Origin of the sequence: Paenibacillus sp. OAS669 (genome assembly GCF_014873645.1) — a bacterium.
Classification (GTDB): domain Bacteria; phylum Bacillota; class Bacilli; order Paenibacillales; family NBRC-103111; genus Paenibacillus_S; species Paenibacillus_S vulneris.
Genome location: NZ_JADBDR010000027.1, coordinates 1 through 20,300 on the forward strand (window position 1 = coordinate 1; position 20,300 = coordinate 20,300).

Annotated in this window: 23 protein-coding genes; all 23 read left to right on the forward strand. The window is 49.4% G+C overall.

Annotation, left to right across the window (positions count from 1 at the left end; genetic code table 11):
• The first annotated feature begins 225 nt into the window (after positions 1–225).
• Positions 226–1,389 carry a tryptophan synthase subunit beta gene (trpB, locus tag GGC63_RS32975; protein ID WP_192705838.1) on the forward strand — a complete coding sequence of 388 codons (1,164 nt, stop codon included), beginning with the start codon at positions 226–228 and terminating at the stop codon, positions 1,387–1,389.
• 333 nt (positions 1,390–1,722) lie between these two features.
• Complete coding sequence (gene upp / locus GGC63_RS32980) at positions 1,723–2,352, forward strand: uracil phosphoribosyltransferase (protein WP_079914206.1); 630 nt, start codon at positions 1,723–1,725, stop codon at positions 2,350–2,352.
• 48 nt (positions 2,353–2,400) lie between these two features.
• A complete protein-coding gene (wecB, locus tag GGC63_RS32985) occupies positions 2,401–3,543 on the forward strand; it encodes a non-hydrolyzing UDP-N-acetylglucosamine 2-epimerase (RefSeq protein ID WP_079914207.1) in 1,143 nt (380 codons plus the stop codon).
• A 174-nt stretch (positions 3,544–3,717) separates the two neighbouring features.
• A complete protein-coding gene (locus tag GGC63_RS32990) occupies positions 3,718–3,939 on the forward strand; it encodes an AtpZ/AtpI family protein (protein WP_192705839.1) in 222 nt (73 codons plus the stop codon).
• Positions 3,939–4,334: an ATP synthase subunit I gene (locus tag GGC63_RS32995; protein WP_192705840.1), complete on the forward strand. Its 396-nt coding sequence runs from the start codon at positions 3,939–3,941 to the stop codon at positions 4,332–4,334. Before GGC63_RS32990 ends, GGC63_RS32995 begins: the two co-directional genes overlap by 1 nt.
• 33 nt (positions 4,335–4,367) lie before the next feature.
• Positions 4,368–5,069 carry a F0F1 ATP synthase subunit A gene (gene atpB / locus GGC63_RS33000; RefSeq protein WP_192705862.1) on the forward strand — a complete coding sequence of 234 codons (702 nt, stop codon included), beginning with the start codon at positions 4,368–4,370 and terminating at the stop codon, positions 5,067–5,069.
• A 77-nt stretch (positions 5,070–5,146) separates the two neighbouring features.
• Positions 5,147–5,371 (forward strand): F0F1 ATP synthase subunit C, encoded by a 225-nt coding sequence (atpE, locus tag GGC63_RS33005; RefSeq protein WP_028550954.1) that lies wholly within the window; start codon positions 5,147–5,149, stop codon positions 5,369–5,371.
• A 77-nt stretch (positions 5,372–5,448) separates the two neighbouring features.
• Positions 5,449–5,934 (forward strand): F0F1 ATP synthase subunit B, encoded by a 486-nt coding sequence (gene atpF / locus GGC63_RS33010; RefSeq protein WP_079914211.1) that lies wholly within the window; start codon positions 5,449–5,451, stop codon positions 5,932–5,934.
• Complete coding sequence (locus tag GGC63_RS33015; RefSeq protein WP_079914212.1) at positions 5,931–6,464, forward strand: F0F1 ATP synthase subunit delta; 534 nt, start codon at positions 5,931–5,933, stop codon at positions 6,462–6,464. Before atpF ends, GGC63_RS33015 begins: the two co-directional genes overlap by 4 nt.
• A 33-nt stretch (positions 6,465–6,497) precedes the next feature.
• Positions 6,498–8,015, forward strand: a complete 1,518-nt coding sequence (atpA, locus tag GGC63_RS33020) for a F0F1 ATP synthase subunit alpha (protein ID WP_079914213.1) — start codon at positions 6,498–6,500, stop codon at positions 8,013–8,015.
• A gap of 120 nt (positions 8,016–8,135) precedes the next feature.
• Positions 8,136–8,993: an ATP synthase F1 subunit gamma gene (atpG, locus tag GGC63_RS33025; RefSeq protein ID WP_079914214.1), complete on the forward strand. Its 858-nt coding sequence runs from the start codon at positions 8,136–8,138 to the stop codon at positions 8,991–8,993.
• A gap of 127 nt (positions 8,994–9,120) precedes the next feature.
• Positions 9,121–10,527 (forward strand): F0F1 ATP synthase subunit beta, encoded by a 1,407-nt coding sequence (atpD, locus tag GGC63_RS33030; RefSeq protein ID WP_192705841.1) that lies wholly within the window; start codon positions 9,121–9,123, stop codon positions 10,525–10,527.
• A 146-nt stretch (positions 10,528–10,673) separates the two neighbouring features.
• Entirely contained in the window at positions 10,674–11,072 is a 399-nt protein-coding gene (locus GGC63_RS33035) for a F0F1 ATP synthase subunit epsilon (protein ID WP_079914216.1), read from the forward strand.
• Positions 11,073–11,514: 442 nt separating this feature from the next.
• Complete coding sequence (locus GGC63_RS33040) at positions 11,515–11,880, forward strand: NADH-quinone oxidoreductase subunit A (protein ID WP_079914217.1); 366 nt, start codon at positions 11,515–11,517, stop codon at positions 11,878–11,880.
• A complete protein-coding gene (locus GGC63_RS33045; RefSeq protein WP_028550962.1) occupies positions 11,865–12,383 on the forward strand; it encodes a NuoB/complex I 20 kDa subunit family protein in 519 nt (172 codons plus the stop codon). Before GGC63_RS33040 ends, GGC63_RS33045 begins: the two co-directional genes overlap by 16 nt.
• Positions 12,380–13,285, forward strand: coding sequence for an NADH-quinone oxidoreductase subunit C (locus tag GGC63_RS33050; RefSeq protein ID WP_192705842.1), 906 nt, complete (start codon positions 12,380–12,382; stop codon positions 13,283–13,285). Before GGC63_RS33045 ends, GGC63_RS33050 begins: the two co-directional genes overlap by 4 nt.
• Positions 13,286–13,291: 6 nt before the next feature.
• Entirely contained in the window at positions 13,292–14,392 is a 1,101-nt protein-coding gene (locus GGC63_RS33055; RefSeq protein WP_079914219.1) for an NADH-quinone oxidoreductase subunit D, read from the forward strand.
• The gene (nuoH, locus tag GGC63_RS33060) at positions 14,392–15,399 is read left to right on the forward strand and encodes an NADH-quinone oxidoreductase subunit NuoH (RefSeq protein ID WP_079914220.1); all 1,008 of its coding nucleotides are present in this window, start codon (positions 14,392–14,394) and stop codon (positions 15,397–15,399) included. The genes GGC63_RS33055 and nuoH overlap by 1 nt, the downstream gene beginning before the upstream one ends.
• 48 nt (positions 15,400–15,447) lie before the next feature.
• The gene (nuoI, locus tag GGC63_RS33065) at positions 15,448–15,891 is read left to right on the forward strand and encodes an NADH-quinone oxidoreductase subunit NuoI (RefSeq protein ID WP_079914221.1); all 444 of its coding nucleotides are present in this window, start codon (positions 15,448–15,450) and stop codon (positions 15,889–15,891) included.
• Positions 15,892–16,416, forward strand: coding sequence for an NADH-quinone oxidoreductase subunit J (locus GGC63_RS33070; RefSeq protein ID WP_079914222.1), 525 nt, complete (start codon positions 15,892–15,894; stop codon positions 16,414–16,416).
• A gap of 3 nt (positions 16,417–16,419) precedes the next feature.
• A complete protein-coding gene (gene nuoK / locus GGC63_RS33075; RefSeq protein WP_192705843.1) occupies positions 16,420–16,731 on the forward strand; it encodes an NADH-quinone oxidoreductase subunit NuoK in 312 nt (103 codons plus the stop codon).
• A 74-nt stretch (positions 16,732–16,805) separates the two neighbouring features.
• Positions 16,806–18,689, forward strand: coding sequence for an NADH-quinone oxidoreductase subunit L (nuoL, locus tag GGC63_RS33080; RefSeq protein ID WP_192705844.1), 1,884 nt, complete (start codon positions 16,806–16,808; stop codon positions 18,687–18,689).
• A complete protein-coding gene (locus GGC63_RS33085) occupies positions 18,679–20,298 on the forward strand; it encodes a complex I subunit 4 family protein (RefSeq protein WP_192705845.1) in 1,620 nt (539 codons plus the stop codon). The genes nuoL and GGC63_RS33085 overlap by 11 nt, the downstream gene beginning before the upstream one ends.
• Positions 20,299–20,300: the final 2 nt, after the last annotated feature.

Sequence of the window (20,300 nt, forward strand, 5' to 3'; positions counted from 1 at the left end):
ACTGTGTAAACTTAGGAACCGCCGTATACCGAACGGTACGTACGGTGGTGTGGGAGGTCGGCTAATCAATTAATGGTTAGCCTCCTACCCGATTGAAATAGGAGCGATTAACGAATGATTACTGCCGCTGTAAAGAAATAGCAGGCGCACTACTTGTATAATCCAAGGGGTTTAGTACAATAAAAACAGTGCTTAGTTATGATTATTGGAGGAGGACTGGAATTTATGAGTACGGAGCAAGCCGCAGGCTATTTTGGTTCCTTCGGGGGCAGCTACATTCCGCCGGAGCTTCAAGAGGTAATGGATTATTTGGCACAGCAGTTCGAAACATATAAGAATGATCCCGAATTTGTTGAGGAATTTCAATATTATCTGAGAGAGTACGTCGGACGTGAAAATCCGTTAACGTACGCCAAGCATTTGACCGATAAGCTGGGCGGAGCCAAAATCTATTTAAAACGCGAGGACCTCAACCATACCGGATCCCATAAGATCAATAACGTATTGGGTCAAATCCTGCTGGCCAAACGGATGGGAGCCAAGCGCATTATCGCGGAAACGGGAGCGGGACAGCATGGTGTGGCCACTGCAACGGTCTGCGCGATGTTCGATATGGACTGCACCATCTATATGGGAGCGGAAGATACCCGCCGTCAAGCATTGAACGTATTCCGCATGGAGCTTCTCGGCGCTAAAGTCGTAGCGGTTGAAAAAGGCCAAGGCAGGCTGAAGGACGCGGTGGATGAAGCGCTCGGCGATCTGGTGCAAAACTATCGCAACACCTTTTACCTGCTGGGGTCGGCTGTAGGACCGCATCCGTTCCCTACGATGGTCAAGCACTTCCAGTCCATTATCAGCGAGGAATCCAAGCGCCAAATCTTAGAGAAGGAAGGGCGTCTGCCTACGGCCGTTCTGGCATGTGTAGGAGGGGGAAGCAATGCGATCGGAGCCTTCGCTCATTATATTGACGAGCCGTCCGTTCGTCTGATCGGCGTGGAGCCGGACCAAGCGCCATCCCTGACGCAAGGGGTGCCGGCCGTACTGCACGGCTTCAAATGCCTGGTGCTTCTCGACGAAAACGGAGAACCGCGCAAAACGTATTCCATTGCGGCAGGACTCGACTATCCGGGCATCGGGCCGGAGCACAGTCATTTAAAAGAAAGTGGACGGGCCGAGTACTATACCGTAACGAACGAGGAAGTGCTTAATGCGTTCCAGGTGCTGTCCAAAACCGAAGGCATTATTCCGGCACTGGAGAGCGCTCACGCTGTTGCTCATGCTTTGAAACTCGCGCCGACCTTGACCAGGGACGACATTCTGATCGTCAGTCTGTCCGGCCGCGGGGATAAGGATGTGGAACAAGTGTTCCATATGCTGCAAAATCAATAGGACAGGCCTTGAGAGTCCCTTGCCTCGGACGATGAAGCTTTTCTTCATCCCGGGGCAAGGTTTTTCCATTATTGGGGAATGATTAAATTCGGGGCTCATGGCCTTGTGTAGCAAAGCCTCCATATGAAGCCTGGGTGGAGAGTTATACCCCACCGGAGCAGTTCAAGCTTGCACGTTTTTCAACAAATTCGCCCCACCTCGTGGGGTTTTATTATGCCATCAGGACACTTCTTTTTTCCAGCAAAAGGATTTCAGTGAAAATGTCAATCATGTTAGGATAACGTTCGGCAATTGTGGTATAATAGACAAGATTTGGCGTAAAGGGGACATAGTATGGGAAAAGTATTTGTGTGCGATCATCCGTTGATACAGCACAAGCTCACTTACATAAGAGACAAGGCGACAACGACGAAAGATTTTCGGGAGCTTGTCGATGAGGTGGCCACGCTGATGGCTTACGAGATTACAAGGGATATTCCTTTGCAAAAGGTAGAGGTGCAGACACCTGTAGCTACCGCCGAATGCCGTGTTATTTCCGGCCGGATGCTAGGATTGATCCCCATTTTGCGTGCCGGTTTAGGCATGGTGGATGGAATATTGAAGCTTGTCCCGGCAGCCAAGGTCGGCCATATTGGGCTGTACCGCGACCCGCAAACGCTCGAGCCGGTAGAATACTACGCCAAACTGCCTACCGATGTAACGGAGCGGGAGCTGATCGTTATCGATCCGATGCTGGCCACCGGAGGCTCGGCGAATGCTGCCATTACCGCACTGAAGAATAGAAACTGCTCGCAAATTAAGCTGATGTGTCTGATTGCTGCGCCTGAAGGTGTACAAGCGGTCCAACAAGCGCATCCGGATGTCGATATTTATGTTGCTGCCATTGACGATTATTTGGATGATCACGGTTATATCATCCCGGGCCTCGGCGATGCCGGCGACCGTTTATTTGGGACGAAATAAGGCAATAGAAGTAGTAGGGATGAACGGCATAGTGGAGGGGGAACGAACATGAGCAAAATTAAGGTAATTACGATTTTCGGCACAAGACCGGAAGCTATCAAGATGGCTCCACTGGTGCTGGAGCTTCAGAAATATCCCGAGCAGATCGAATCTTTGGTGTGCGTGACCGCGCAGCATCGTCAGATGCTCGATCAGGTGCTGGATACGTTCAAAATTAAGCCGAATTACGACCTGGACGTAATGAAGGAGCGCCAAACGCTGAATGAGATTACGATTCGCGTGCTGCAGGGCCTCGATCCGGTGTTCCGTGAAGAGAAGCCGGATTTGGTTCTTGTGCACGGCGATACGTTGACTACCTTCCTCGCGAGCTATGCGGCTTTCATGCAGCAGGTAAAAGTAGGGCACGTGGAAGCGGGACTGAGAACTTGGAACAAGATGTCCCCGTATCCGGAAGAAATGAACCGTCAGTTAACCGGTGTGCTGTCGGACCTCCACTTCGCTCCAACGGACTTGTCCGCGAACAATCTCCGTAAGGAGAACAAGTCGGAAGATACGATCTTTGTTACGGGCAATACGGTAACGGACGTGTTCCAGTATACGGTACAAAAAGACTTCACCCATCCTGTACTGGAGTGGGCCGAAGGCAAACGCCTCATCCTGATGACGGCACACCGCCGTGAAGCGCAGGGAGAGCCGCATCGCCAAATTTTCCGCGCCGTTCGACGTATTGCCGATGAATTCGAGGATATCGCGATTGTCTATCCGGTGCATCCAAGCCCTGCGGTGAAGGAACCGGCCTACGAAATGCTGGGCGGACATCCACGAATCAAATTGATCGAACCGCTGGATGTATTCGAGTTCCATAACATTTACCCGCATGCGCATATGATTTTGACCGATTCCGGAGGTCTTCAGGAGGAAGCGCCATCGTTCGGGGTGCCGGTCTTGGTTCTTCGCGAGACGACGGAACGTCCGGAAGGGATCGACGCAGGCACGCTGGAGCTGGTAGGAACCAACGAGGAGAAGGTCTACGAACGGGCTAAAGCGCTGCTTACCGATGCTGATTTATACCAAAAAATGAGCCAAGCGGCCAACCCTTACGGGGACGGAAAAGCGTCGGAACGTATCGTGCAAGCCATCCTTTACCATTTCGGACAAGCTTCTGCAAGACCCGAGCCGTTCCAACCGTGACAATCTCATGACAAACGCTACAGCGTACAGTTGCACTGTTTGGTTTGTAAGCCAAAAAAACCTTGATATGACGGGCTTTTTGTGACTTTGATCACGGTTTGTTAACAAAGATCGGCAATTGACAAACCTCGCATAGCTTCGTTACAATAAGTGAGGATTCTCAGGAGGATGCCTATGAAACAGCCAAACCGCAACGATAATCCGTGGCGAGCCGCTGCATTGTCGAGCGCCATTGGAATCGACCTTGTTGTATGCTTGTTGGCCGGATATTGGTTCGGCGACTGGTTAAGTCATACGTTAGGCGGGCAGTTATGGCTGCTGGGAGGCTTTCTGCTGGGTCTTGTCTCTGCAATTATCAGCATTTATTTTATGATCAAGCAGTACGGAGGGCTATAATGGATGATTTTTCGGCCCATCTGAAAACGGTTCAAAATGTGTTTCTCTTTTTTCTTTCCTTTTGTTTGGTCGTATGGGCGATTTTCGTCGAATTCCGACCGTATTCGGCAGGATTGATGCTTGGTTCAGTCGTCAGCATGATCAACGCTAGGTATCTTGCTTGGAAAATTCGCAAGCTATCCGAGAAAGTGATCGCAGCTCCACCTGAGCAAAAAGTACCTACCAAAGCCAACATAGGTTTTTTAACAAGGGCAGCCATTGCCGGTTTGGCGGGGCTTCTGGCCATTCGCTTTCCGGAGCATGTCGCGCTTGTTACGACAATTATCGGATACTTTTTTGCTCAATTGGCAACACTCGTATTGGGTATTCTTTCTATTAAAAGATCCAAGAAGTAAAACCATTCGTGGAAAGGGGTGAAAATGGAAAACATGGAACATCACGTGCCAGGTATAGAACTGTTTGGTCTTCACTTCGATCTGTCTGCACTGCTTATGATCGTCGTGACTAGTATCATCGTTTTAATTCTCGCCATTTCCGGCGCTAGCAAAGGATCCGTTACGAATCCTTCGAAAATTCAAAACTTTATGGAATGGGTCGTAGAGTTTGTTGAGGGCATTATCGGCAGCACCATTGGGACGAAGCACGGCAAACCGTTTATCGCACTCGGAATGACGCTCATCATGTATATTTTTGTCGGTAACATGCTGGGACTTCCGTTCTCTATCGTTACTGAAGATCACGTTGCTTGGTGGAAATCGCCGACTGCAGACATCGCCGTAACGGCTGCCTTAACGGTTATTGTCATCGTTCTTAGCCACTACTTGGGTATTACTCGTAATACCAAACACTATTTTGCGCATTACTTTGAATACAAAGGCGCTATGCTTCCGCTGCATTTGATTGAAGTGGTATCTAAGCCGCTGACGCTCGCTTTCCGTCTTTACGGTAACATTTATGCGGGTGAAATTATGATTTCTGTCATCTTGGGGGCTGGCTGGTTTGGTATTGTGCCTCTATTTGTTTGGCAGGGTTTCAGTGTGTTCGTAGGTGCGATTCAAGCATTCGTATTTACGATGCTGACGATGGTTTACATTTCGCAAACTTTGGTCCACGAAGAAGAAAGCCACTAAGTAGCAAGACTCACCTCGGGCTATATACTCGAGTCATTTTATAAAAAAACTTTTCAATCTAAGGGAGGATTTTCTCAATGGGAGCTTTAGCATTAGTAGCAGCAGCAATCGTATTTGGTTTGGGTGCACTTGGTGCAGGTATTGGTAACGGTTTGATCGTAGGTCGCGCTTTGGAAGGTATTTCCCGTCAGCCTGAGCTTCGCGGTACTCTTCAAACAACTATGTTTATCGGTGTAGGTCTAGTAGAGGCAATGCCAGTCGTAGCTTTGGTTCTTGCGTTCATCTTGATGGGCCAAGCTTAAGAAATCGTTTGGCGGGGATGGCGACATAGCCTCCACGCCTTCGTTTTGCCCACGTTATCAGAAGGGAGTGACCTTACTTGCATATCGAATGGACCACGTTTTTTATTCAAATCGTAGCCTTCTTGATTTTGTACTTCCTGCTGCAAAAGTTTGCGTTCGGCCCTTTGTTCGGCATGATGGAAAAACGCAGACAGCTCGTGAAGGATCAAATTCAAACGGCTGAAAATAGCCGCAAGCAAGCTGAGCAATTGTTAGAGGAGCAAAAACAGGCCCTTCAACAAACTCGTAAAGAAGCACATGATATTATTGAACAAGCTAGACAAACGAGCTCCAAACAAGCGGATGAGATTGTTGCAGCAGCACGTAAAGAAGCTGACCGTTTGAAAGATGAAGCGCTTAAAGATATCGAGAATGAGAAAAACAAAGCGGTTGCAGCTCTTCGCAGCCAAGTGAGTGCGATGTCCGTATTGATCGCCTCCAAAATTATTGAGAAGCAAATCGACGAGAAAACTCAGAATGATTTGGTTGAGCATTACCTCAAAGAGGTAGGAGGCAACGTATGAGTGACATCGTAGTAGCGAAGCGATATGCCAAAGCTTTATTCGAGGTAGCTCAGGAGAAGGGCATTATTTCCGGAGTGGAAGAAGAGCTGAAATCTGTAGTTGGTGCGATTAGGGATAATGCGGATCTGCAGAAGTTCCTGAACCATCCGAATATCGGGGCTTCCGTCAAAAAGGACCTGCTGAAGCAGATTTTTGAAGGCAATGTTTCCGAACCGGTGTGGAATACGCTGCAGATTTTGATCGATAAGGGTAGAGAGGGCGTTTTGGCCCAGTTGGTTACTGATTATGTGAAGATCGCCAATGAAGCTCTGGGTCAGGCTAGCGCTACGGTGTACGCGCCGTTTGCGATTTCCGAAGCCCAACAGGCTGAAATTGCGGCACAATTCGGCAAACTGACGAATAAAACCATCCGTGTTCAAACCGTTATTGAGCCTAAGCTCCTTGGCGGCATTCAAGTACGGATCGGAGACCGTTTATATGATGGAAGCTTGGCGGGGCGTCTGAATCGTCTGGCAAGTTCGTTAAAATAAGCACTAGCACTGTAAGAATAGGGGTGAAGTTCGTTGAGTATCAAACCTGAAGAAATCAGCACATTGATTAAACAACAGATTGAAAACTATAAATCCGATATGCAAGTGGTTGACGTAGGTACAGTTATTCAGGTTGGTGACGGTATCGCTCGTGCTCACGGCTTGGAAAACGCTATGGCTGGAGAGCTGCTTGAGTTCGCTAACGGCGTTTTGGGCTACGTTTTTAACCTTGAAGAAAGCAACGTAGGTATCGTTATTTTGGGACCTTACACAGACATTCGTGAAGGTGACCAAGTAAAACGTACCGGCCGTATCATGGAGGTTCCTGTTGGTGAAGAACTGATCGGTCGTGTCGTTAACCCATTGGGTCAGCCAGTGGATGGTAAAGGTCCTATCAACACAGCGACTTTCCGTCCGGTTGAATCTCCGGCTCCAGGCGTTATGGCCCGTAAATCGGTCCATGAGCCAATGCAAACCGGTATTAAAGCAATCGACGCGATGATTCCTATCGGTCGCGGTCAGCGTGAGTTGATCATAGGTGACCGTCAAACAGGTAAAACTGCGATTGCCATCGATACGATCATCAACCAAAAAGGTAACAACGTAAAATGTATTTACGTTGCTATCGGCCAAAAACAATCCACCGTCGTTAACGTGGTTGAAACTCTGCGTAAAGCCGGCGCTATGGATTACACGATTGTCGTAACAGCGAGTGCTTCCGAGCCTGCTCCGTTGTTGTGGCTTGCACCTTTCGCAGGCTGCGCGATGGGCGAGTACTTCATGTACAAAGGCGAGCACGTGCTTATCGTTTATGATGACTTGACGAAGCAAGCAGCGGCATACCGCGAGTTGTCCTTGCTGCTCCGCCGTCCTCCGGGTCGGGAAGCTTATCCGGGTGACGTTTTCTACCTGCATTCCCGTTTGCTCGAGCGTGCAGCTAAGTTGAACGACTCTTTGGGTGGAGGCTCCATTACAGCCCTTCCGTTCATCGAAACTCAAGCGGGTGACGTATCCGCCTACATTCCGACGAACGTTATCTCGATCACAGACGGACAGATCTTCCTTGAGTCCGACCTGTTCTACTCCGGTCAACGTCCAGCGGTTAACGTTGGTATCTCCGTATCCCGGGTAGGTAGCTCCGCGCAAATCAAAGCGATGAAAAAGGTTGCCGGTACGCTGAAAACCGACTTGGCCCAATATCGTGAATTAGCTGCGTTCGCAGCGTTCGGTTCCGATTTGGATAAAGCGACTCAAACTCGTTTGAACCGTGGTTTGCGTACATTGGAAATCTTGAAACAAGGCGTTCACCAGCCGCTGCCGGTTGAGAAGCAAGTTGCTTCCATCTACACGGTGGTAAGAGGACATCTTGACGAGCTTCCAGTACAGGATATCACTCGCTTCGAAGCTGAATTCCTGGCTTACCTGGATTCCAACCGTCCTGAAATTTTGCAAAACATCCGCGATACGAAAGATTTGACGTCGGATAATGAGAACGCACTGGTTGATGCAATCCAGCAGTTCAAAAAAGGATTTGCAACTTCCGCGCAATAGATGAACGAATCTGAGCTTCTCGTACGGGAAGCTCGGTGTTCCATTTTAAGTCTTTTAACAGGCTTTTCGAGTGAAGGCTTTTCTGTCAAAGGAGAAGCTTCGAGAGAGAGGTGAGCAGGCATGGCAAAAGGAATGCGCGAGATTAAGCGCCAGATCAAGTCCAAACAAAACACGAAGCAAATCACGAAAGCGATGGAGATGGTTGCTGCCTCCAAGCTGAGAAGAGCGCAAGAGGCTGCTGAAGCGGCACGCCCTTACGCTGACAAGCTGAAGGAAGTGGTCGGCAGTATTGCGGCAGGCAGTAAAGGCATCAAGCATCCGATGCTGCAAAATCGCGAAGTGAAGAAAACGGGCTATCTCGTTGTGACTTCAGACCGCGGTTTGGCGGGTGGTTACAATGCGAACGTGTTGCGCCGGGTTATGACGGAGATCCAGGAAAGACACAAGTCTCCTAGCGAGTATTCCATCTTCGTTATCGGGCGTAAAGGTAGAGATTTCTTCAGCAAGCGCAACATGAACATCGTCGAAGAGGTGGTTGGGCTATCTGATTCACCGACCTTCGGAGATATCAAGACAGTTGCTAGTGCTGCAGTGAAAAACTTTGAGAACGGATCTTACGATCGTTTGTTCCTCGTATATAACAGATTTGTCAATGCGATCTCCCAAATTCCTACGGTAAAGCAGCTTTTACCTATGGAAGATATGAGCGGAACGGCAGTATCGAACTACGAATACGAGCCTTCTCCGGAAGGTGTATTGGAAGTGTTGCTGCCTAAATATGCGGAGACGCTGATTTACAGTGCCGTATTGGACGGTAAAGCAAGTGAATTCGGCGCGAGAATGACGGCCATGAGCAATGCAACGAAGAACGCGACAAAGATGATCAATACTTTGACATTGTCGTACAACCGTGCTCGTCAGGCTGCGATTACCCAAGAGATCTCCGAGATCGTCGCGGGCGCGAACGCACAAAGCTAATACGAATCAATCATCAACCTAAACACAATTTAGGAACGGATAAGGCAAAGCTGGCGCGATAAGCGGAAGCAGAGTCAATGCTATCAAGCAGCTTTGTCCAATGACAGAGCTTTTAGGAGGGAAAACAGTGAGCAAAGGGCGCGTTGTGAACATTACGGGACCGGTCGTCGACATTGAGTTTGATCGTGGACACCTCCCTGAGATCTTAAATGCGATTAAAATTGAAAAAAAGGCAGAGCAAGCAGGCGAACAAACTATTAGCCTGACGGTTGAAGCAGCTGTTCATCTGGGCGACAACATGGTGCGCTGCGTTGCGATGTCTTCTACTGACGGTTTGGTTCGCGGTATGGAAGCTGTTGATACTGGTGCACCTATCAGCGTTCCAGTTGGTGCAGCTACTTTGGGCCGCGTATTTAACGTGTTGGGTGATCCAATCGATGGGATTGAGGAAGTCGATCGCTCCGTGACGAACCCAATCCATAGAAGCGCTCCTTCGTTTGAAGAGCTGTCTACGCAAGTAGAAATTCTGGAAACAGGGATCAAAGTTATCGACTTGATCGCGCCTTACGCAAAAGGCGGTAAAATCGGTCTGTTCGGTGGTGCGGGTGTAGGTAAAACCGTTACACTGCAAGAGTTGATTCACAACATCGCATCCGAGATGGGCGGTTTCTCCGTATTCGCGGGTGTTGGTGAGAGAACGCGTGAAGGTAACGACTTGTACCATGAAATGAAGGAGTCCGGCGTTATCGACAAAACGGCGATGGTGTTCGGTCAGATGAACGAGCCGCCAGGTGCGCGTCTTCGCGTTGCTTTGACAGGCTTGACAATGGCTGAATATTTCCGTGATGTAGAAGGCCGCGACGTTCTTCTATTGATCGACAACATTTTCCGTTTCACGCAAGCAGGTTCCGAGGTATCCGCCCTTCTGGGACGTATGCCATCTGCGGTAGGTTACCAGCCTACATTGGCTACAGAGATGGGCCAATTGCAAGAGCGTATCACATCTACCAAAAAAGGTTCCGTTACTTCGATCCAAGCGATCTACGTTCCTGCGGATGACTATACGGACCCGGCTCCGGCTACAGCGTTCGCTCACTTGGACGCTACAACAAACCTGGAGCGTAACATTGCAGCAATGGGTATCTTCCCTGCGGTTGACCCATTGGCATCCTCTTCCCGTATTCTGACTCCAGAAATTCTTGGTGAAGAACACTATAATGTTGCTCAAGGCGTTAAGAAAATCTTGCAACGTTATAAAGAGTTGCTGGATATCATCGCGATTCTCGGTATGGACGAGTTGTCCGACGAAGACAAACTGGTCGTAAAACGCGCAAGACGGATTCAATTGTTCTTGTCCCAGCCGCTTCACGTGGCCGAGGCGTTCAACGGTATCCCTGGTCTGTTCGTACCGGTTAAAGAAACAGTTCGCAGCTTTAGAGAGATTCTGGATGGTAAGCATGACGATCTTCCAGAACCGGCGTTCCACAACGTGGGTACGATCGAAGATGCGATCGCAAAAGCGAAAACTTTGTAATCTAACAAGCATCGCTGGGCAATCTTAACGGCTTGTCCAGCGGTATTTATAAAGAGCACGGCAGCAAAAATGGCAAACTAGGGAACTCAAGTTCGTTAGTTGCTGACCAAGTGGTTTGCTGAAGCAAACTCTTAGGAGGAATCCAAGTGAGTACTTTCCTACTGGAAATCGTAACTCCTGAACGTAAAGTGTTTGCTGAAGATGCAAACATGATTATCGTGAAGGGTGTAGCTGGGGAGCTTGGTATTCTGCCAAATCACATTCCTTTGGTTACTCCATTGAAAGTGGCACCGGTTACCGTGAAGCAGAACGGTAAGCAATTGTATATTGCGGTAAACGGCGGCTTTATGGAAGTCCGCAAGGACAAAGTGGTTATTCTGGCGGAAAGCGCTGAGCTGCCGGAACAAATCGATCTTGAGCGTGCTAAAGCAGCCAAAGAACGTGCCGAGAAGCGTCTGGCGTCCAAGGACAACTACGACTTCAAACGCGCGGAAGTGGCTTTGCAGAAAGCATTGAATCGGATTGAAGTGTATGGTAAAAGATAAGAAGTTAACATAATCAAGCGAGAGGAACCTAGTTTCTCTCGCTTTTTTACCATATACAATTTACATTTTGACTTCACAATGTGCTCGAATCAGCATTTAGGCACTGGAGGGTTCGCTTTTTTTCTCGCCATATAGGAATATGAAACCTCCCCTCTCGGCCGTCTGTGGAATATTTTAAAAAAGGAACTTTTTGCTTTAAAGGAAATTCAGGAAATATTAGACACCCCAACAGGCATTTGTTATAATTATTTAGGCATAAATTAACAGTAGCAGCGTGCTTGGTCAGATTTGCTTTTAGAAAAAAACGGCTTAGGAAATTCATCTTGTTTACGCTTACATTGTAAATGAGAAGAAACGACGATGTCCTTCTGCCAAATCGGCCCTGCACAAGCTCCAGAAAAACATACTTTCCAATACTTTAGTGGGAGGCGGATCGTTCACGATGTACATGAACAATTACGTGGTCGTTGCCATTTTTCTCATGCTTGGAGTGTTACTTCCAGTTGTAGCGCTTACAGTTGGACGATTGCTACGCCCAAACAAGCCGGTGGAGGAGAAGTATACCACTTATGAAAGCGGAAATGAGCCCGTCGGCGAGAGCCACGTGCGCTTCAATATCCGTTATTACTTGTTTGCCTTGATGTTTGTTATTTTTGATGTAGAAACTGTATTTTTGTACCCATGGGCCGTTGCGTATAAGCAATTAGGCTTGTTTGCGCTTGTAGAGATGTGCATCTTTGTCGGGCTTCTCGTTGTAGGGTTAATTTACGCTTGGAAGAAGAAGGTGCTGCAATGGACTTCAATTTAGAGTCAATTTCCCCGGAAGAAAGACAAGAGCTGGAACGTAATGTATTTATGACGACGTTAGAGCAAGTGAAAGCCTGGGCTCGAAGCAATTCCTTGTGGCCATTGACCTTCGGTCTTGCCTGCTGCGCCATTGAAATGATGGGAACCGGAGCATCGCACTACGATTTGGACCGGTTCGGGGTTATCTTCCGCACATCTCCAAGGCAATCCGACGTGATGATCGTGGCCGGCACCGTAACGAAGAAAATGGCTCCGCTGCTGCGCCGTCTATACGAGCAGATGCCGGAACCGAAATGGGTGATCGCCATGGGCTCCTGTGCGACGGCGGGCGGTCCTTACGTGAAGTCCTATGCAGTCGTAAAAGGCGTTGACCAGGTCGTTCCCGTGGATGTATATATTCCCGGGTGTCCTCCGAACCCTGCCGCTTTAATCTATGGTATCAATAAGCTTCAGGAGAAGATACGGTATGAAGCAAAAACGGGTAAGCAGGTGACCAATCGATGAGCGATGAGCAAAAGAAGGATGGGCTGCAGCCTGATGAAGGAGTACAGCCATCTGCCAATGCAGACACATCGGCACCAGAACCGCAGCAAAAGCCTGCAGACAATGCACCGGAATCGAAAGATAAGCCGAGCGAAGCGGCCGCAGCTCCTAAGGAAGCTGCGGTGAGCGAAACGGCTTCTAACGAGAAGCCGAGCGATGGGGAGCCGGAGTCGGCTCCGGCAAGGCCCCCAAGACCGGAGAGAAAGGCCGCTGCTGCTACAGGCGCTGCTGCGGTTGAGAATGCTGCACCGGCGAAGGCGGCTTCAGCGGACGAGGACAAGGAAGCTAAAGCGAAAGCGGCTGCTGAAGCTCGCGCGGCGCGTGCTAGTGCCCGGGCAAAGAAGCCGGACGGTGAAGCGGAAGCCGCTGCGCCTAAAGAGCCTTCCCCGAATCAGCCTAGGCTGGACCTGTGGGTGAAGCTTCTCAAAGAGAAGCTCGGCGACGATATTGTAGAGGAAGCTTTTATCAACGAACGGGATGCACATCTTCCTTATATAGTTATCCAGAATGAACGATGGGTGGATGCGGCGAAGCAGCTTCGGGATCATCAGGATTTTAAAATGAACTACTTGCGGAATGTATCCGGAATTGACCAGGAGACGCATATGGAGGTTGCTTACCACATGCTCTCGCTGGAGACGAAGCAAGAGATTTGCATTAAAATTAAAACGAACCGTGAAGCTCCGTCCATCCCTTCGGTTACCCCTGTTTGGCCAACAGCCAACTGGAACGAACGGGAAATTTACGATTTATTAGGAATTGATTTTCCGGGGCATCCGGACTTGAGAAGGATCATGATGTCTGACGATTGGGTCGGCCATCCACTGCGCAAAGACTATGAACCGCTTGACCCGGAGGTGTAGAGTCTCTTGATCAGAACAGAAGAGCTGTTATTAAATGTAGGGCCTCAGCATCCGAGTACTCACGGAGTGTTTCGGATCGTGGTTAAGCTTGACGGGGAAATCATTACTCATGCCGATCCGGTAATGGGTTATTTACACAGAGGAACCGAGAAGCTCGCAGAGAATCTGAACTATACGCAGATTATTCCTTACACCGACCGCATGGACTATGTCTCGGCTATGACGAACAACTATGTCCTTGTTCATGCCGTAGAGAAGCTGATGCAGCTGGAAATACCGGAACGGGCCGAATTTTTACGGTTAATTGTCATGGAATTGCAGCGGATAGCCAGCCATCTGGTGTGGTGGGGAACCTACTTATTGGATATCGGGGCGATGAGTCCCTTCCTTTATGCCTTCCGGGATCGGGAAATCATTATCAATTTATTTAACGAGCTGTGCGGGGCAAGACTGACTTACAACTACATGCGTGTTGGCGGTGTAAAATGGGATGCTCCGGAAGGCTGGATCGAGAAGGTACGCAAGTTTATTCCGTACATGCGTGATAAGCTTGATGAATACACCAACCTCGTTAGCGGCAATGAGATCTTCCTGGCCCGTATTAAAGGGATCGGTCAATATGATGCGGAAACCGCTATTGCTTACGGCTTAAGCGGGGCCAATCTGCGATGTACCGGGGTGAAGTGGGATCTTCGAAAGGACCAGCCGTACAGCCTGTATCATCGATTTGAATTCGATGTACCCGTTGGGCAGAGAGGCGACTGCTACGACCGTTACTTAATCCGGTTTGAGGAGATAAGACAGTCGTTGCGGATCCTTGAGCAAGCCGTAGAGCAATTTCCCGCCGAGGGCGAGATTATGGGAAAGGTTCCCCGGGTGCTTCGCGTTCCCGAAGGGGAGGTATACGCTCGGATTGAGGCGCCGCGCGGCGAAATCGGCTGCTACATCGTATCCAAAGGGAAGGATAAGCCTTATCGCTTGAAATTCCGCAGACCCTCCTTTGTGAATCTGCAAATATTACCTAAGCTGCTGGTCGGGGAAACCATGACGAATCTCATCACGATACTCGGAGGCATTGATATTGTCGTCGGGGAGGTGGACTGTTAATGGGAGGTTTATTGCAGGAGCAGCTGAACTGGACGAATTTTGCGATCTTCTTCGCGTGGGGAGTCCTTTTGCTGTTATTAGTCCTTGGGTTCGTAACCTATGCCATATACTTTGAACGTAAGGTTATCGGATGGATGCAGCTGCGGATCGGACCGAACCGAGTAGGCCCTCTGGGGCTTCTGCAGAGCGTTGCAGACGTGTTCAAGCTCCTGATTAAAGAGGACACCATCCCGCGTAAAGCGGAACGGGAACTGTTTATTTTGGCCCCGGTCATTGCATTTATTCCTGCGTTTGTCGTTGTTGCGGTCATTCCCTACTCGGAAAAACTGATCAGCACCGATCTCAATGTAGGATTGTTGTTCTACGTTGCCTTGTCTGGTATCTCCACCATCGGAATCGTGCTGGGAGGCTGGGCTTCCAACAACAAATACGCATTGCTCGGCGGGATGCGGTCAGCTGCTCAAATGATCAGCTATGAAATACCGCTGGTTATCTCCGTAATTGGGGTCATTATGATGACAGGCAGCCTGAACCTGAACACGATTGCCGAGCATCAGTCCGGAGGGTTCTGGCACTGGAACTTCCTGCCCCAAATCATCGGCTTTGTCGTATTCGTTATTGCAGGCGTATCCGAATTAAACCGTACGCCGTTTGACTTGCCGGAGGCGGAATCGGAGCTTGTTGCAGGCTATCATGTGGAGTACAGCGGCTTTCGGTTCGCATTCTTCATGCTGGCGGAGTATGTGTATGTGTTTGCTATTGCCGGATTGACAACGACCTTGTTCCTGGGAGGCTGGCATGCGCCATTCCCGTTCCTTGATTTCATTCCGGGCATTATCTGGTTCCTGCTGAAATTCTCTTTCATCGTGTTCTTCCTGTTCTGGATTCGGGCGACGCTGCCCCGGATTCGGGTAGATCAACTGATGGGGCTCGGCTGGAAAGTCTTGCTGCCGCTTGCTTTGATCAATATTTTTGTGACAGCCATTTATATGAGCATCATCGGATGATGAGTAAGCTTCTATAAAGAAATGATGCTTGGGAAAGGGTGAGAAATCATGAAAGGCATAGTCAAAGGTCTCGGCGTTACCCTCAAAAGCATGACCCAGAAAAAAGTAACCTACGCGTACCCGGATGTTCCTTTGGAAATGCCTGACCGGTTCAGGGGAATTCAGCATTTTGACCCTGATAAATGCATTGTCTGCAATATGTGCGCGCGTATTTGTCCGACGGAATGCATTACTTTAACAGGTAAGCCCAATCCGGATCCGGAGAAAAAGGGAAAGGTCATCGATACGTACGATATCAATTTTGAAATATGCATCTTGTGTGATTTGTGTACGGAAGTATGCCCAACGGAAGCTATCGTGATGACCAATAATTTCGAGCTCAGCACGTACAGCCGCGATGATTTGTTTAAAAACCTGCAGTGGCTGAATGAAAACAACGTGAATGTACGGAAAGAAAATAATTCGGCTCTTCCGAAAGGTGGGGCGAAGTAAATGTTCGGTAATATCGCGGCTTTTTTATCCAGCGGTGAGAATATTGCGTTCTTCGTATTCGCATTACTGGCCATCGGCGGCGCCATCTTTATGATCAGCTTCAACAAGGTAGTCCATATGGTGGTGGCTCTGGCGCTGACGTTTATCAGCTTGGCAGGGCTATACGTCGTCCTGGATGCCGAATTCGTCGCCTTTGTGCAAATTCTTATCTATGCCGGTGCGATTTCCATTCTTATGATCTTCGGAATTATGATGACCAAGCACCAAGGAGAAGAAGAGGAGCCCAAGCGGCCTGTTCATAACACGCTGTTATTTATCGGGGCGCTGGCCTTGTTCGGCGTGCTGTTCTACGCGATCCAAAATGTGAATCTTCCGGCAGGCGAATTCAAGGCGGCGGAGGACAACACATTGGAGATAGGGAAGCTGATCTTCAATCAGCATGTAATTCCTTTTGAGATCATGTCGGTTCTCTTGACCGTAGCATTTATCGGAGCCATCGTAGTGGCGAAGAGAGAGGAGGACTAGACTATGACGGGATTGGCTACCCCTTACTTGACCCTGGCGGCGATTTTATTTTGTATCGGCCTGTATGGAGCATTGTCCAAAAAGAATGCCGTCATTGTACTGCTGTCCATTGAGCTGATGCTCAATGCAGTCAACATTAACCTGGTCGCTTTTTCGAAACTGGGCGTTCATCCGAGCTTGACGGGGCAAATTTTTTCCTTGTTTAACATCACGATAGCCGCAGCGGAGGCTGCGGTAGGCATAGCCATCCTAATAGCGTTGTACCGCAACAAAGGAACGACGGACGTCAATGAGATGGATTCGTTGAAACGATAGCTTGCTAACAACGTATAGCAGCGCTTTCGAAGTAAGTTTGCGGATGCAAACTTGTAGGAGGAGGACATAAATTCATGATATCGGCCTACTCGCAGTATGCCTGGCTTATCCCGTTGTTCCCGCTGCTAGCGTTCCTTATTTTAACGGCAGTAGGGCGTCAATTAAAAGACGCGGGCGCATATATCAGCATTGTTGCCGTCTTCGCCTCGTTCGTGGTGTCTCTGCTCATTTTCATTGAACGGCTGGGAGGCACGATTGAGGACTACACATGGAACAAACTGCAGTGGATCAAGTTCGGAACGTTTTCCCTGAACATGGGGTTTGAGGTTACGAATTTGAATGCCTTGATGCTTGTGATTGTTACCTTAGTCAGTCTATTGGTCAACTTATATTCGAAGGGATATATGGAAGGCGATGAACGCATCAATGTATTTTTTGCCTACATCGCTCTCTTTACCTTCTCCATGCTAGGACTCGTCATTTCCGAGAACTTGCTGGAACTGTATATATTCTGGGAGCTCGTGGGAGTCTGTTCCTTTCTCCTGGTCGGCTTCTGGTATTTCAAACCGGAAGCGCGGGCTGCAGCGAAGAAGGCATTCATCGTTACGAGAATCGGCGATGTGGGCTTACTGATCGCTATTCTGCTCTTGTTCTGGGTCATGCCGAACCATTCGCTGGACTTTACCTCCATTCATAATGCAGTGACGGGCGGCAAAATATCCGACGGGATGGCAACCTTGATCGCTATCCTGATCTTCGTTGGAGCCATAGGGAAATCGGGTCAATTTCCGCTGCATACCTGGCTACCGGATGCGATGGAGGGCCCGACGCCGATCAGTGCTCTCATTCATGCGGCTACGATGGTGGCGGCAGGGGTATATTTGGTGGCTCGCACGTTTGACATTTTCCAAGCATCTCCGGCTGCTCTTACTGTGGTGGCGTGTATCGGAGGCTTTACCGCCATATTTGCAGCTACCATCGGAACGGCGCAAAACGATATCAAGCGGGTGCTTGCCTATTCCACGGTCAGCCAGCTCGGGTATATGATGATGGCCCTCGGAATAGGGACGTCGGTTGCCTATACGGCAGGGATTTTCCACCTATTTACACATGCATTCTTCAAAGCTCTGCTCTTCCTGGGAGCGGGCAGTGTCATTCATTCCGTACATACTCAAGACATCCATGAAATGGGTGGTCTGGGCAGCAAGATGAAGATAACGGCTTGGACGTTCGGGATCGGAGCGTTGGCTTTGTCGGGAATTCCGCCGTTGTCCGGGTTCTGGTCCAAGGATGCTATTTTAGCGGAAGCCTACACGCATAATCAGCTCCTGTTTTGGGTGGGATTGATCGCGGCGTTTTTCACCGCATTTTACATGTCAAGGCTGTTCTTCCTGGTCTTTATGGGCAAACCGCGCCATCAGGAGCATGTGCATGAATCTCCGGCAACTATGACCTTGCCTTTGATTGTTCTGGCTGTGTTGGCGGTGGTGGCCGGCTTTGTCTTTACCCCATTCAGTCCATGGCTTGGCACTTGGCTCACGGGGCATGCGGAGGAAGAGAGCGCCAATGCTGTGGTGATGACCCTTTCTACCGTCGTTGGAGTGTTGGGGATCGGGCTGGGCTATCTGGTCTACGTCAAAAAAATGATCTCAAGCGATGCCGTATCGAGCCGCGCTCCATGGCTGTACCGCTTGCTGAACCGCAAATATTATATCGATGAAATTTATGAACAGGTTATCGTAAGGCCATTGAAAGGTCTTGGTCTGGTGCTTCATCTGTTCGATGAATATGTTGTCGACGGCATCGTTAAGCTGGCCAGCTATTCTGTGGTCGGCATCGGACGGATCGGATCTCGTCTGCAAAATGGTCAGGTACAGACCTATGGGCTCGCCACCTTGCTGGGGCTGCTCATTCTGATCCTTGCCATCGCAGGAAGGAGGTTCATCCATGTCGGATAGTATGCATTTATTGTCCCTGATAGCTTTTTCCCCGCTGCTAGGGGTGCTGGTGTTACTATTCATGCCCGCCCACAAAGGGCAGTGGATCAAAACGGTCGCTATTGTGACCACCCTGATTCCGCTTGTATTATCTGCATGGCTCTACTCCGCCTTCAATCATCAGCTCGAAGGGATGCAGTTTAAGGAGGAGCTAGGCTGGATTCAAGTGCCTCTCAATCACGAGGCCCAGGGCCTGAATCAAATGACGTCCTTCTTCTTCCAGTTTAAATACATCATGGCTGTGGACGGATTATCGCTGCCTCTTGTATTCCTGACAGCCTTGATCGGTACGATGGCGGCACTTGCTTCCGTCTATATCAAGAAAAGATGGAAATCTTATTTTATCTTCTACCTGCTGCTGGAAACAGGAATGTTCGGTGTATTTATGGCGCAGGATTTGTTTTTGTTCTTCGTGTTCTTCGAGGTAACCCTGATTCCGGTCTTCTTCCTTATTGGGATATGGGGATATATGGAGCGCGAAAGGGCAGCGAACAAGTTTTTGATCTACAACGGGATTGGCTCGGCCATCATGCTTATCGCCTTCATCATTCTCATTTGTACCGCAGGGTTCGGACAGGTGTCCAATGACAGCGGCAATTCGATCTTTTACAGCGGGGACCTCAGTGTCATAACAAGCCATTTGTTCCAAAGCGAAGCTGCCTATGTCAATCAGAGCGATTACCCGTTCTACTTGAGCGACACGATGAAATGGGTGCTGTTCATCATGCTCTTGGTTGCATTCGGAATCAAGCTTCCGATCTTTCCGTTCCATACGTGGATGCTTAGGGTACATACGGAAGCCCCGCCTTCCATCGTCATGATCCACTCCGGCATCCTGCTGAAAATGGGGGCCTACGGCTTGATCCGCTTCGGCGTTCTGCTCTTTCCGCAGCAAGCTGTGCAGTGGGCGACCGTACTTGCTATTCTGGGTGTGATCAATATTTTATACGGAGCTATCCTGGCTTTCGTACAAAAGGATTTCAAGCTGGTTCTGGCTTACTCCAGTATCAGTCATATGGGGATCGTGCTGCTCGGGATCGCCGCATTCAATACCATTGGACTCGAAGGAGCGGTCTTCCAGCTGGTATCTCACGGTCTTATCTCAGCGCTGCTCTTCCTGCTGGTAGGGGCGATTTATGAACGAACCCAGACCACTATGCTGGATCAATTGGGCGGTCTCGCCAAAAACGTTCCTTTCATTTCCGGTATCCTGCTGGTAGCCGGAATGGCTTCACTCGGTCTCCCGGGATTGTCCGGGTTCATCAGCGAATTTCTGGCCTTCGCAGGCTTATTCCAGACAGCCAAAGTCATCACGGTCATCGGAACCATCGGGGTCATACTCACCGCCGTGTACGTGCTGCGCGGGGTTCTGGCCATTACTTACGGCCCTCCGAGAATTCAGGGAGACGGCATGAAGGATGCCCGCTTGATGGAAGCCATTCCTATGGTGGCCTTAGTAGCCTTCGTCGTTGTCCTGGGTATCTATCCTGCGGTGCTTAGCGGACCTTTGCATCAAACCGTCAGCGGCTTCGATCAATTCATTCAAACTGTAGTGAAGATAGGGGGTTAGGC

What these genes read in the sequence shown, in the direction of transcription:
- trpB (WP_192705838.1), top strand. Translation starts at nt 226, where the DNA reads ATGAGTACGGAGCAAGCCGCAGGCTATTTTGGTTCCTTCGGGGGCAGC.
- upp (WP_079914206.1), top strand. Translation starts at nt 1,723, where the DNA reads ATGGGAAAAGTATTTGTGTGCGATCATCCGTTGATACAGCACAAGCTC.
- wecB (WP_079914207.1), top strand. Translation starts at nt 2,401, where the DNA reads ATGAGCAAAATTAAGGTAATTACGATTTTCGGCACAAGACCGGAAGCT.
- GGC63_RS32990 (WP_192705839.1), top strand. Translation starts at nt 3,718, where the DNA reads ATGAAACAGCCAAACCGCAACGATAATCCGTGGCGAGCCGCTGCATTG.
- GGC63_RS32995 (WP_192705840.1), top strand. Translation starts at nt 3,939, where the DNA reads ATGGATGATTTTTCGGCCCATCTGAAAACGGTTCAAAATGTGTTTCTC.
- atpB (WP_192705862.1), top strand. Translation starts at nt 4,368, where the DNA reads ATGGAACATCACGTGCCAGGTATAGAACTGTTTGGTCTTCACTTCGAT.
- atpE (WP_028550954.1), top strand. Translation starts at nt 5,147, where the DNA reads ATGGGAGCTTTAGCATTAGTAGCAGCAGCAATCGTATTTGGTTTGGGT.
- GGC63_RS33015 (WP_079914212.1), top strand. Translation starts at nt 5,931, where the DNA reads ATGAGTGACATCGTAGTAGCGAAGCGATATGCCAAAGCTTTATTCGAG.
- atpG (WP_079914214.1), top strand. Translation starts at nt 8,136, where the DNA reads ATGGCAAAAGGAATGCGCGAGATTAAGCGCCAGATCAAGTCCAAACAA.
- GGC63_RS33040 (WP_079914217.1), top strand. Translation starts at nt 11,515, where the DNA reads ATGTACATGAACAATTACGTGGTCGTTGCCATTTTTCTCATGCTTGGA.
- GGC63_RS33045 (WP_028550962.1), top strand. Translation starts at nt 11,865, where the DNA reads ATGGACTTCAATTTAGAGTCAATTTCCCCGGAAGAAAGACAAGAGCTG.
- GGC63_RS33050 (WP_192705842.1), top strand. Translation starts at nt 12,380, where the DNA reads ATGAGCGATGAGCAAAAGAAGGATGGGCTGCAGCCTGATGAAGGAGTA.
- nuoH (WP_079914220.1), top strand. Translation starts at nt 14,392, where the DNA reads ATGGGAGGTTTATTGCAGGAGCAGCTGAACTGGACGAATTTTGCGATC.
- nuoI (WP_079914221.1), top strand. Translation starts at nt 15,448, where the DNA reads ATGAAAGGCATAGTCAAAGGTCTCGGCGTTACCCTCAAAAGCATGACC.
- GGC63_RS33070 (WP_079914222.1), top strand. Translation starts at nt 15,892, where the DNA reads ATGTTCGGTAATATCGCGGCTTTTTTATCCAGCGGTGAGAATATTGCG.
- nuoK (WP_192705843.1), top strand. Translation starts at nt 16,420, where the DNA reads ATGACGGGATTGGCTACCCCTTACTTGACCCTGGCGGCGATTTTATTT.
- nuoL (WP_192705844.1), top strand. Translation starts at nt 16,806, where the DNA reads ATGATATCGGCCTACTCGCAGTATGCCTGGCTTATCCCGTTGTTCCCG.
- GGC63_RS33085 (WP_192705845.1), top strand. Translation starts at nt 18,679, where the DNA reads ATGTCGGATAGTATGCATTTATTGTCCCTGATAGCTTTTTCCCCGCTG.